This window comes from Gemmatimonadetes bacterium SCN 70-22 (genome assembly GCA_001724275.1).
Classification (GTDB): Bacteria; Gemmatimonadota; Gemmatimonadetes; order Gemmatimonadales; family Gemmatimonadaceae; genus SCN-70-22.
Map to the genome: position 1 here is coordinate 98,038 of MEDZ01000004.1, position 12,343 is coordinate 110,380.

Genomic DNA, 12,343 nt, shown 5'->3' on the forward strand with positions numbered 1-12,343 from the left:
ACCGCTCCCGAGGAATGGAAGTCATTGCCCATCGCGGCATGCCGCGCCAGGCACCAGAGAATACACTCGCCGGCTTTGCCCTCGCCATCGAGGCCCACGCCGACGGCATCGAGCTGGACGTCCACGCGACGCGCGATGGCGTGATCGTCGTGCATCATGACCCGTCCCTTCCCCGCCCGGTCAGCGCTCCCGCGGGGGAGACGGGGCGAGCGATCGCTTCCGTGACCCTGGCGGAGCTCCGCGTGGCAATCGCGGGAGTCGTGGCGGTGCCGACGCTCGAGGAGACACTCGCCCTCGTCGCCGGACGCGCGACGGTCTACGTGGAGATCAAGGCGGCGGGAATCGAGTCCCTGGTGGTCGATTGCCTTCGGCGGTACGGGGGATCCTGCGCCGTGCATTCGTTCGATCACCGCGTCTCCAGCCGAGTTCACGAGCTGAACCCCGCTCTCCCCACGGGAGTCCTCTCCGCCAGCTACCTGCTGGAGCCCGAGCGCGCCCTGCGAGTGGCAGGGGGGCGCGACTTCTGGCAGTGGTGGGAGATGATCGACGCGCCGCTCGTCGAGCGCGTGCACCACGCCGGTGGGCGCGTCGTGGCGTGGACGGTGAACGCCCCGGAGCACGTGGCCCGCCTCGAGGCGCTCGGTGTCGACGCCATCTGCACCGACGTCCCCGACCAGATGGCACGAATCGTACGGGGCGCTCACGTGCGCTGAGCGGGGATCCTCCGGCCTGCGCCGTCCCGACACTGGCCGCATGCCGGACCCCGGCGTAAGCTTCGCGCGCCCGAGTCTCTTGCCCCTCCTCAGGAGTATTGCGAGTCACATGAGAGCGACCCTCCCCCTCGTGCTCGGGGCGACGACGTTGGCGTGCGCGACACGACAGCCGTCCAGTGCCCCGGCCCCCACCCCCACTCCATCCGTCGCCCAGGCGGACACGGGAACCAAGGCGCCCCCTGCCCCGGCGGCGCTCAGCCTCCCGAATGCCGATCCGTTCCCGAGCACGTACCGGCCGTTCCCCTCGCGGGCCACGGTCATCAGGAACGCGACGATCATGACGGCGGCGGGACCGACGATCCGCGGAGCGTCGATTCTCCTGCAGGGCGGCAAGATCGCGGCGGTCGGGGCCAACATCGCCGTGCCGTCCGACGCCGTGGTCATCGACGGCTCGGGGAAGTACGTCACCCCGGGAATCATCGATACGCACACGCACCTGGGCGTGTATCCGGCGCCGGGCGTGGATGCCCTCAGCGACGGCAACGAGGCGACGAACCCGTCAACGCCATACGTCTGGGCCGAGCACTCGGTCTACGCGCAGGATCCGCAGTTCCCACGAGCGCTGGCCGCCGGGGTGACGACCATCCAGGTCCTCCCCGGCTCGGCGAACCTGATCGGGGGACGGAGCGTCGTGCTCAAGGTCGTCCCCTCGCGCACCGTGCGCGGGATGAAGTTCCCGGGCGCCAAGTACGGACTCAAGCAGGCGTGCGGCGAGAATCCCAAGCGCGTGTACGCCAACCGCGGCCCCTCCACCCGCATGGGGAACGTGGCCGGGTGGCGCGCGCAGTACATCCAGGCGGAACAATACCGTCGCCGGTGGGATCGCTGGCTCGCGGATCGCAAGGGCGAGCCCCCCGCGCGCGACCTCGGGCTCGAGACGCTGGCCGAGGTGCTTCGCGGAAACATCCTGGTACAGTGGCACTGCTACACGGCCAATGACATGGAAGGGGCGATGGAAGTCGCCGACGAATTCGGCTTCCAGATCCGCTCGTTCCATCACGGCGTGGAGGCCTACAAGCTCGCCGACATCCTGGCGCAGAAGGGGATCGCTGCGTCGCTCTGGTCCGATTGGGGCGGCTTCAAGATCGAGGCGATGGATGGCGTACGAGCCAACCTGGCGCTCGTGCACGCCGCCGGCGCGCGCGCGATCGTGCACTCGGACGACGCGAGCGGGATGCAGCGACTGAACCAGGACGCCGCCAAGTCCATTGCGGAGGCGCGGACCCTGGGCATCGACATCACGGAGGACGAGGCCATTCGCTGGCTCACCATCAACCCGGCGTGGGCGCTGGGGCTCGACGACCGCATCGGAACGCTGGAGCCGGGCAAGAATGCCGACGTCGTCCTGTGGAGCGGGAATCCCTTCAGCATCTACTCCAAGGCAGAGAAGGTCTGGACCGATGGCGCCCTCCTCTTCGACATGCTCGATCCGTCAAAGCGGTGGCGTACCGACTTCGAGCTCGGCTTCGTCCCCCCGGCCGAGGGAGGGCGCTGAGATGAAGACCATCAACCACGCCCTCGCGGCGCTCGCTTGCGCGGCGACCCTGCTTGCCAGCGCCCCGGCCCAGGCGCAGGTCCTGGCCATCACGGGGGCCAAGGTCTACCCGGTGAGCGGACCGGCCATCGAGAACGGAACGGTCCTGGTCCGCGATGGCCGCATCGTGGCCGTCGGGAGCAACGTCACCATCCCGGCCGACGCGCGGCGCATCGATGCCACGGGCAAGTGGGTGACGCCGGGCATCTTCAATGCCACCACCTCGCTCGGACTCACGGAAATCGGCGCCGTGCAGGCGACGGTCGATCTCTCCGCCCGCGGACAGGGCGACGGCATCACCCCCTCGCTGCGCGTGTGGGAGGGGTTCAATCCCGCGTCGCCACTCCTGCAGGTGACGCGCAATGACGGCGTGACCACGGCGGGGCTGATTCCACGCGGTGGATTGGTGGGAGGCCAGGGGGCGGTCGTCGTCCTCGGCGACGGGACGCTGGGCGACGTCCTCCTCAAGGGACCGGTGGCGGTGTTTGCCGACATCGGCTCCAAGGGGAGCGATCGCGGCGCCTCTCGCGCCGAAGTCTACCAGCGTCTCCGCGCCGTGCTGGCGGAGGCGCGCGAGTGGCCCCGCCGGCGCGACCGCTACGATGCCAACGGCTCGCGACCGCTTGCCGCACGGCCGGTGGACCTGGAGGCGTTGCAGCCGGTGCTGCGCGGCGAGATCCCGCTTGCCGTCGACGCCGACCGGGCCAGCGACATCCTGGTGGCGCTCGACATCGCCAAGGAGTTCGGGCTCAAGCTCGTCCTGACCTCGGCGACCGAGGGGTGGAAGGTGGCCGACCGGATCGCGGCGGCCAATGCCTTCGTGGTGGTGGGGGCGCTGAACAACATCCCCCGCGACTTCTCCACGCTGGGGGCGCGCCAGGAGAACGCCGCGCTGTTGCAGCAGGCGGGGGCGAAGGTGGTCATCGCCGGCGGAGCCGACGCCTTCAACGCCCGCAACGTCAAGTACGAGGCTGGGGTGGCGGTGGCGTTCGGGATGCCGTGGGACGCGGCGCTGCGCGCGGTGACGCTCACGCCGGCCGAGATGTACGGCGTCGCCAACCGGGTGGGCTCGCTCCAGCCGGGGCGCGACGCGACGCTGGTCATCTGGAGCGGCGACCCGTTCGAGCTGTACACGCGTGCCGAGAAGGTGTACGTCCGCGGCGTAGAGGTGCAACGTCCGTCGCGCCAGGACGAGTTGATGCGGCGCTACCGGACGCTTCCGCCGGACTACAGGGCGAAGCCCTGATCCGCCGCGCGATCGGCGTGGGCGAGGAACTCACGGAGGGGCACGCCTGATGGCGTGCCCCTCTCTCGTGACGCGCGGGTCGCCCTCTTACAAGCCGACGCGATCGGGTGAGGCGTCGCCCATCGCGTCGGATGTGGTGGGCGGTGGCGACGTGCCCGAAGGCTCGGCCGCCGCCTCGGGCGGCGGCGGCTCGTCGCGCGGCGGGACGCGGCCGGTGAGGTCGTGCAATCGCGCCTCGAGCGCCGCGAGGTCACCCTCGCGCTCGCGCACGGCGTCGACGAGACGCTGCAAGGTGGCGTCGTCGGGCGCGCCATCGCCGGCGGTGCGCGCGCGATAGACGGCGTAGCCCAGCGCCTGCGCGGCGCGGTCCACCAGCTGGCGGGCGCGGAAGACTTCGAGTCGGAGCTTCCCCTCGTCGAGGGCACCCTGCGCCACCCGTCCGGCGCGATCGAGCTCCGTCTTGAGCTTGTCCCAGATGGGCATGGTGATCCTGATCCTGTGGATAGTACGGCGAGACCGGGCGACCGCGTCGCCCGCTTCCCCTATACTACGCCCCCGCGGGTCGTCCGGTTGCGCCTCGGAGTCGTGGCGCAAGCAAACGCCCCCGGCGCGGGGCCGGGGGCGCGTGGATGGAGCGAGCGGATCAGGCCGCGGTCACCGACTCGGTCGGGAACGGATCGACGCTGACCTGCTGGCGCTTCTTGTCCTTGTGGTGGAAACGGACCACCCCATCGACGAGCGCGTAGATCGTGTAGTCGGTGCCGAGGCCGACGTTGCGTCCTGGGTGCCACTTCGTGCCGCACTGGCGCACGATGATGTTCCCGGCGCGCACGGCCTCACCGCCGTACTTCTTGATACCGCGGTACTTCGGGTTGCTGTCGCGGCCGTTGCGAGACGAGCCGACGCCTTTCTTGTGTGCCATGGTGTCCTCTCGTCAGCCGAGCGTGATGTCCTTGATGCGGACTTCGGTGAATCCCTGCCGGTGCCCCTGCTTGCGGGAGTAGTTCTTCCGGCGCTTGAACTTGAAGACGACGATCTTCTCGCCACGCCCGTGCTTGACGATCTCGCCAGTCACCTTGGCGCCGGCGAGATACGGGACGCCCGTACGGACGGTCTGGCCGTCGGAACCGAGCAGGATTTCGTTGAATTCGACGGACGCACCGGCGTCGCCGGGGAGCGTCGCAATGCGCAGCGTCGTCCCGGGCTGAACCCGATACTGCTTGCCGCCGGTACGGATGATGGCGTAAGTCATGGTCTCTGAATCGATAAAGTCGCGAGCCTCGAAACGTAGTCGGGGCATCGACTTCGGTCAATGTCTGGGAAGAACGGACGGGAGAGGGGAGACGGGGGACGGGAGTGGCAGGCGCGTGTCGGCCCGTGCCAGGCCCGTGCCAGGCCCGTGCCAGGCCGCGCCTCGCGCCCTAGGCGACGGCGTACTGTTGGGTCACGTCGCGGCCCGCCCCTTTCACCACCAGCTTGAACTCGTCTGGCCTGAGCAGGGGGTCGTCTCGCATCTCCATGGCGAAGCCGGCCAACTTCTCCAGCTTCCTGAGATAGTCCTTCTCCTGGTCCAGCACGTACAGCGCGACCTCGGGATGGAGCTTCACCACGATGGGCTCGCGCTTCCCTTCGACGGCCATCCGCTTGACCGACCGCTCGACGCGCCGGGCGATGGTCTCCGGGGTGAAGATCCGCCCCGTGCCGTGGCAGATGGGGCACGCCGCGGTCATCTGCTGGAGATGGCTCTGGCGGACGCGCTGGCGGGTCATCTCCACCAGCCCCAGATCCGACACGGGGAAGGCCTTGGTCCGCGCCCGGTCGCGCCCCAGGTGCGTCCGCAGCTCCTGGAGGACCCGGTCACGATTCCCCTTGCTCTCCATGTCGATGAAGTCGCACACGATGATCCCCCCGATGTCGCGGAGACGGATCTGGCGGGCGACCTCACGCGCAGCCTCGAGGTTCGTCTTCAGGATCGTCTTCTCGGGGTCCTTCTTCCCGGTGAACCGCCCGGAGTTCACGTCGACGGAGACCAGCGCCTCGGTCGGCTCGATGATGAGGTAACCGCCCGACGGGAGCTCGCAGCGGCGCTTGAAGAGGTCCCGAATCTCGGTCTCGATCTCGGCCTTGTCGAAGAGGGGGACGTTCCCTTCGTACAGCTGCACCCGCTCGATGAGCTCGGGGGCGATCCCCTTGAGGTATTCCACGATCTCGTTGAACACCTGCTTGGAGTCGACCTGGATCGACTCGACCTTCGTGCTGAAGATGTCGCGGATGATCCCGCGGGTCAGGCTGGTCTCGCGATGGAGCTGCGCCGGCGCCCGCACGAAGGTCGTCTTCTTCTTGGCTCGCTTCCAGGTGGCCATCAGCGTGTTGAGCTCTCGCTCGAACGCCTCCGGCGTCGCGTCCTCGCCCACCGTCCGGACGATGACCCCTCCCGACTTGGGCGGGAGGATTCCCTCCACCTGCTCGCGAAGGCGCGCCCGCTCGGTGCGGTCGCCGATCTTCCGGCTCACCCCCACACGCGAGGCGTGCGGCATGTAGACCAGGAAGCGTCCCGCGAGGGAAACCTGCGCCGTGACGCGCGGCCCCTTGGTTGAAATCGGTTCCTTGGAGACCTGGACGATCAGGGTGTCGCCCTTCTTCAGGACGTCCTGAATGGGGGGCGCCTTGGCTCGGCGCGAGTGGCGCGGTGACTCCTCGCCGTCCTCGCCCTCGTCATCTCCCTCCTCCTCGTCACCTTCTTCGTCTTCGTCGGGGACGACGAGGTCGGATGCGTGCAGGAACGCACTCTTTTCCGTGCCGATGTCGACGAAGGCGGCCTGGATGCCGGGCTGCACCGCCTCGACCCGTCCGAGGTAGATGTCGCCAACCATCCGGCGCGCTTCCGGACGGTCGACCAGGAGTTCAACGAGCTGGTCGTCCTCGATGATGGCGACGCGGATTTCCCGCGACGTCGAACTGATGAGTATCTCGCGTTTCATCGGAGATCCCCCCGCGCCGGCTTCCTCGCGACTCGAGGACTGCGGCGGGGCGGACACATGAGAGGGTGGGTGCGGTGGCACGGAACGACGGCAGGCGTGACACGCGCGCGGAAGGGACAGGTGGCCTGACGGAATGCGCGATCGACCACATCGCGGCCGTCACCCGAGGGCGCCCCGATGCCTGGATAGGCACCGGACGCGACCAGGGCGAGAATCGGCCGGACGTGCGATACCGGGGAGTCACCCCCGAGACGCACACCACAGCGCCGGCCGAGCCGAGGCGGCGCGACACGCGCTCCGCCGGCTGCGGCCTCTGATGCCGGACGTGCGCGAGTCGCGCGCCCGCCCGTGAGAACAGCACTGCCACCCGGGAGAACATGCGCCCACACACGTGGGCGAGCGCGCGCGCGTGGGCGCGGCGCCTCACACGATCCCCCGGAGTCGCAGGTACAGCCAGGTCATGGCCCCAAGATACCCCAACGCGGCTCGCCATTCGCCATGGCGCATGTAGAGCCCGGGGCTGAAGGGGGTCGATTCCCCTCCTCCGCGCCAGGGGGTGAGCCGCGGAAAGAACGCCGGCACGTTCTGTTCGAAGGCCGGGTACGCCTCCGGAAACATCGCGAGGATCTTGTTCCGCTCGCGCTTGATCGTCGGGCCGTAGATCAGGAGCCAGAAGAGGGCAACGACGAGCAGCAGCGCCCAGTGCGCGGCGAGGGCGAAGCCGCACGCGATCAGGAAGCTCCCGAAGTAGAGCGGATTACGCGTGTGCGCATACGGTCCGGTGGTCGCGAGCCGGTCATTCTTGACGATGTGTCCCGATGCCCAGGCGCGCACCAGGAGCCCGGCGAGGGCGATGATCGCCCCGACGATCAGGGCCTCGCGCGTGGGACGCGCGAAGGCGAGGTAGAGCCCGCCCAGCACGAAGCCGAGGGGGAGGCGAAGTCGCGCCGCCAGCCGTGCGAAGTTCACGCGTTCATTTCACGAAGGAGCTCGCGGGAGATGACCAGGCGCTGGATCTCGCTCGTCCCCTCCCCGATCTCGCAGATCTTGGCATCGCGCATCATGCGCTCGACCGGGTACTCCTTGGTGTATCCGTAGCCGCCGTGCACCTGGATGGCCTTGATGGTGGTGCGCATCGCGAGCTCGGAGCAGAAGAGCTTGGCCATGGCGGCGGCCTTGGTCACGTTGTCGCCGCGCTGCAGCTTGGCCGCCGCGTGGTAGACGAGGTGCTTCCCCGCCTCGATCTGCGTCGCCATGTCGGCCAGCTGGAACGAGATGCCCTGGAAGGCCGAAATGGGCTGCCCGAACTGCTTGCGCACGGTCGAATACTTGAGCGCCTCCTCGAAGGCCCCCTCGGCGATACCTAACGAGAGCGCGGCGATCCCGATGCGCCCGGCGTCGAGCGTCCGCATGAAGTTCGCGAACCCCTCCCCCTCCGTCCCGAGCAGGTTCTCGGCCGGGACCTCGACATCCTCGAAGATGAGCTCGCGCGTATCCGAGGCGCGCCATCCCAGCTTGTCTTCCTTGCGCCCCGACTTGAAGCCCGGCATCGCGGTGAGTTCGGGCGCGTGTCCGATGCCGTGCTCCTGGGCACGCGCCAGGTCGTCGTTCCGCTTGGTGAGGATGAACGACGAGATCCCGCCTCGCGTCCCCTTGGAAGGGTCGGTCACGGCGGTGACGACGAAGATCTCGCCGACGCCGCCATGCGTGATGAAGCGCTTGGATCCGTTGAGGAGGTAGCGGTCGCCCTTCCTCACCGCCGTCGTGCGGGTCCCCCCGGCGTCGCTCCCGGCGCTTTCCTCGGTGAGCCCGAAGCCGCCCATGACCCGGCCGGAGGCGAGGAGCGGGACGTACCGCGCCTTTTGCGCCTCACTCCCGAAGTGGACGATGGGGGACGTGCCGAGCGTCGTGTGCGCGGAGACCGTGAGCCCATGCGACGCATCGACCTTGGCCAGCTCGTGGATGACGATCATGTAGCTGATGAGGTCGAGCCCCGCGCCCCCCAGCTCTTCCGGCCATGGGACGCCCAGGAGGCCGAGCTCTCCCATCTTCCGGATGTTCTCCCAGGGGAACTCGGCGATGGCGTCGAAATGGGCGGCGACAGGGGCGACTTCGTCGCGGGCAAAGGCCCGGACCATGTCGCGCACCTGCAGGTGCTGCTCGGAGAAGTACTGCGAGTCGTCCATTTCACGCTATGTCGTACGGGGAGCCCGTGGCAGGGTTCCCGGGGATCGTATGGGAGGCGCCGCGACACGCGATATACGCGCGCGGCCTCAGGAAAGTGTCCCGCGACGCGTCCCGCAAACGTCGCAGGCGTGGCACGAGCCCGCCGGGGTGTCCTCGCCGAAATATCGAAGCAGGACCGTTCGACGGCAACGCGGGGACGTCACCATTCGTGCGACCTGTGCGAATCGCCAGGCGTCGCGCGCCCGGCGCGACGTGTGGCGCACGGCGAGCCGCTCGAGTTCGGCGCCCGGCGGATGGGCGCGCACGCGCCACGGCCATTCCAGCGCCTGCCACACCGCCAGCTGTCGGGCTTCCAGTCGGTGGAGGAAGCGGGGGGCGTCGCCGTCGGGCGCAACGGCGGCCACGTCGGCGAGCGTGAGGGGGCGACGGCCGGTGGCGGGCGCTCCAAGCAGGCGCAGCGCCGCGATGTCGTTCGCGGGGAGCGACGGATCGGTCGCCAGGCGTGCCTGGGTGGCGAGCATCCGGAGCACCCCGGTCGCCCCGCGCCGTTCGAGCGCGCCCGCCTCGAGCAGCAGGCGCAACGCAGCCGCGGCCTCCTCGGCGGTCGCGCCGAGGGCCCGGGCAAGGCGGGCGAGCACGTCCCGCTCTCCTCCCAGTCCGTGCGATGTGGCGAAGGGGGCGTCGAGGAGGCGGAGGAGCGCGCGAAGCCGGTCGGCGGTCACCATGCCCCTTGAGAGCCGGAGGCGCGCGCGCGCCAGGTCGTGAGGGCCGAGGAGGAGGACGCAGAGAGCCGGGGCGCCGTCGCGCCCGGCGCGCCCCGCCTCCTGGTAGTACGCCTCGAGTGTGAGCGGCGGCGCGGCGTGAACGACCAGGCGCACGTCGGGCTTGTCGACCCCCATACCGAAGGCATTGGTGGCGACGATGACGGAGATGTGATTGCCCAGGAATCGGTCCTGCAGGGTGCCGCGCTCCTCGGTCGGGAGGCCGGCGTGAAACGGGGCGGCGGCCACGCCGATGCGAACGAACTCCGCCGCCAGGCGCTCGGTTTCACGTCGCGTCGGAGCATACACGATCGCCGGCCCGGGGGCGCCGCACACGAGCGCGTGGAGCCGCGCCGCGCGCTCCCCCTCCCCGCTCACGCGCCTGACCTCCAGCCGCAAGTTGGCACGATCGAAGCCGCCACTCACGCGCAGCGGATCGCGGAGGGCGAGCCGCTCGACGATATCGCGCGCGGTCCGGGGGGTGGCCGTGGCGGTGAGGGCGATGGTCGGCGGGGCGCCGAGCGCCTCACGGACGCGTCCGAGCGTCAGGTACGAGGGGCGGAACGACTCGCCCCACTCGGAAATGCAGTGGGCCTCGTCGACGGCGAGCAGTCGCGGAGCGGCGCGCGCCAGGCGCGCCACCGTTGCCCGGGAGGCCAGGGCCTCGGGGGAGAGGTAGAGGATGGTGAGGGTTCCATTCTGCAGCGCCCCCCAGGCGCGTTCGCGCTCCGGAACCGTGACCGCGCCGGACAGTTGGGCGGCGGCGATGCCGCGCCGACGGAGGGCGTCCACCTGGTCCTTCATGAGGGCGACCAGCGGGGACACCACCACGGTGGGCGTCATGCCGCTCGCCGCCGGGAGCTGGTAGCAGAGCGATTTTCCGCCGCCCGTGGGGAGGATGACGAGGACGTCGCGCCCGACGGCCAGGGCGAGGAGCGCGGACTGCTGCGCGGGACGCAGGGCGGTGACCCCAAAGCGCCGAAGCAACTCGGCGGGGGGCGAGATTAGGGGAGACATATCCGCAACGCTGCCTCGAGACGCGCCCCTTACCCTCATCCGGACCGCCGCCTATCATGCCATTTGGTTGCAGCACGAGGGGCCGCGCGGGTCCGCCCGGCACGCCACGTGCGACGCCACCGGTCACCGGACACCAATGACAGTTTCGTTGGTCGACATCGCGCTGCTGCTGGCGGCATCGACGTTAGGCATCGTCGCGGCGTGGCTCCTGCTCACGAGGCTCCGACGGGGCGGCTCCGGCACGCGGGAGCCGCTGGGCCAGGGCGCGGCGACGCTGGCGCTCCTCGCCGTGGCCGTGGTGACGGCCACCCTGTCTCTCGCCTCGCTGGCCGAGGCGGCATCGCCGGTCCCCAGGGCGATCCTTGCGGCCGTCGGGACGGCGCTGGCGCTGACCGCGGCGGCCCTGGCGGTGGCGCTGCGTCGGGCGACGCCGCGGCCCGAGGCGCCGCCCGATGACCTCGCGGCGATGCTGCAGCAGCGCGTGGCGGCGAGCGCGGGGGCGTCGTCGGCTCCACTCACGGGGTCGCGCCTCGCCGGCCTCCTGCTCGAAGGGAGCGCCGACGCCATCGGGGTTCCCCTCCCGTCGGATCCCGAGGAGTTCGATTCCCGCCTGGTGCACGCCAATCGCATGCAGAGCATCGGGCGACTGGCCGGCGGCATCGTTCACGACTTCAACAACCTGCTGACGTCGATCCTCACCAGCGCCGAGCTGGCCCAGGAGGCGCTCCCGGCAGAGCACGGCGCGGCGCCCGACCTCGAGGAGATCAGGCGTGCGGGGACCCGGGCGTCCGAACTGACCCGTCAGCTGCTCGCCTTCGCTCGGCGCGACGTGAGCCGTCCGCGGGTGATCGACATCAACACCCTGGTGGGGAACCTCGCCACCATGCTGCGGCGCGTGCTGGGGGAGACGATCACGCTCCGCCTCACGCTGGCCAGCGACCTCCCCCTCGTGTACGCCGACTCCGCGCAGTTGGAGCAGGTCATCGTCAACCTGGCGGTCAACGCGCGCGACGCGATGCCCCACGGGGGAGAACTCGACCTGTGTACGCGCCGGGGGGTCCCCCGTCACTGGAGCGGGACGGCGGCTCCCCCCGAAGGCGTCATGCTCGACGTCAGCGACACGGGCGTCGGCATGAACCATGAAGTGCAGGAGCGCCTCTTCGAACCCTTCTTCACGACCAAGACCGCCGGACGCGGCACCGGGCTCGGGCTCTCCACGTGCCAGAGCATCGTGACCGCCCACGGGGGAGAGATCACGGTGGAGAGCGCCCAGAATGAGGGGTCGACCTTCCACGTCTGGCTCCCCCCGACGGAGGAGCTGGACGAAGGGCGCGCCCATGCCGGGCATCCCTTCACCGCGTCGACCGACGCATCGCGCCAGCGCCGGGTCCTGTTCGTGGAGGACGACGCCGATGTGCGACACACGACCGTGCGGGCGCTGCGGGCGGCGGGGTATGTGGTGTTGGAGGCGGCCAACGGCGCCGAGGCGCTCGATCGGGTCGCGGCGGAGCGCGATCCCATCGACCTCGTCATCGCCGACGTCGTGATGCCCCAGATGGGCGGGGTCGACCTGGTACGGCGGCTGCGCGAGCGCTGGCCCGCGGTGCAGGTCCTCTACACCTCGGGATATCCCGGCGACTCGCCGCAGGTGGTGGAGGCAGAGGCGATGGGCGGGCCGGTGCTGTCCAAGCCGTTCACGCCGTCCATCCTCCTCTTCGAGGCGCGCCTTCGCCTCGACGCCACGCATCCCGCCTGACGGGGGACCGGGGATCACGATCGCGATCTCGCGTCAGGCACGCACGCCGGGTGGTCGCGCCCGGCGCAGGGACGGGATCAGGACCACC

General features: G+C 70.0%; 11 protein-coding genes. 4 read left to right on the plus strand and 7 right to left on the minus strand.

Annotated features, from left to right (window positions below):
* The first annotated feature begins 14 nt into the window (after positions 1-14).
* The 3 genes from ABS52_03425 (at position 15) to ABS52_03435 (ending at position 3,553) form a co-directional block, all read left to right on the plus strand.
* Positions 15-713 (plus strand): hypothetical protein, encoded by a 699-nt coding sequence (locus ABS52_03425; protein ODT04660.1) that lies wholly within the window; start codon positions 15-17, stop codon positions 711-713.
* 148 nt (positions 714-861) lie between these two features.
* The gene (locus tag ABS52_03430) at positions 862-2,268 is read left to right on the plus strand and encodes an amidohydrolase (GenBank protein ID ODT04814.1); all 1,407 of its coding nucleotides are present in this window, start codon (positions 862-864) and stop codon (positions 2,266-2,268) included.
* Between the two features lies 1 nt (position 2,269).
* Complete coding sequence (locus ABS52_03435) at positions 2,270-3,553, plus strand: hypothetical protein (protein ID ODT04661.1); 1,284 nt, start codon at positions 2,270-2,272, stop codon at positions 3,551-3,553.
* Positions 3,554-3,640: 87 nt separating this feature from the next.
* Here ABS52_03435 and ABS52_03440 read toward each other — a convergent pair whose 3' ends face one another.
* From ABS52_03440 to ABS52_03470, 7 genes are all read right to left on the minus strand, one after another.
* Positions 3,641-4,036 (minus strand): hypothetical protein, encoded by a 396-nt coding sequence (locus tag ABS52_03440; protein ODT04662.1) that lies wholly within the window; start codon positions 4,034-4,036, stop codon positions 3,641-3,643.
* A gap of 160 nt (positions 4,037-4,196) precedes the next feature.
* Entirely contained in the window at positions 4,197-4,475 is a 279-nt protein-coding gene (locus ABS52_03445) for a 50S ribosomal protein L27 (GenBank protein ID ODT04663.1), read from the minus strand.
* 12 nt (positions 4,476-4,487) lie between these two features.
* Positions 4,488-4,805, minus strand: coding sequence for a 50S ribosomal protein L21 (locus ABS52_03450; GenBank protein ID ODT04664.1), 318 nt, complete (start codon positions 4,803-4,805; stop codon positions 4,488-4,490).
* Positions 4,806-4,974: 169 nt separating this feature from the next.
* Entirely contained in the window at positions 4,975-6,534 is a 1,560-nt protein-coding gene (locus ABS52_03455; GenBank protein ID ODT04665.1) for a hypothetical protein, read from the minus strand.
* Positions 6,535-6,957: 423 nt separating this feature from the next.
* Positions 6,958-7,503 carry a hypothetical protein gene (locus tag ABS52_03460; GenBank protein ID ODT04666.1) on the minus strand — a complete coding sequence of 182 codons (546 nt, stop codon included), beginning with the start codon at positions 7,501-7,503 and terminating at the stop codon, positions 6,958-6,960.
* Positions 7,500-8,720 (minus strand): acyl-CoA dehydrogenase, encoded by a 1,221-nt coding sequence (locus ABS52_03465; GenBank protein ID ODT04667.1) that lies wholly within the window; start codon positions 8,718-8,720, stop codon positions 7,500-7,502. The genes ABS52_03460 and ABS52_03465 overlap by 4 nt, the downstream gene beginning before the upstream one ends.
* Before the next feature lie 87 nt (positions 8,721-8,807).
* Positions 8,808-10,469 (minus strand): hypothetical protein, encoded by a 1,662-nt coding sequence (locus ABS52_03470; GenBank protein ID ODT04668.1) that lies wholly within the window; start codon positions 10,467-10,469, stop codon positions 8,808-8,810.
* 178 nt (positions 10,470-10,647) lie between these two features.
* Here ABS52_03470 and ABS52_03475 point away from each other — a divergent pair, with 178 nt between their 5' ends.
* Complete coding sequence (locus ABS52_03475) at positions 10,648-12,255, plus strand: hypothetical protein (GenBank protein ID ODT04669.1); 1,608 nt, start codon at positions 10,648-10,650, stop codon at positions 12,253-12,255.
* Positions 12,256-12,343 lie beyond the last annotated feature (88 nt).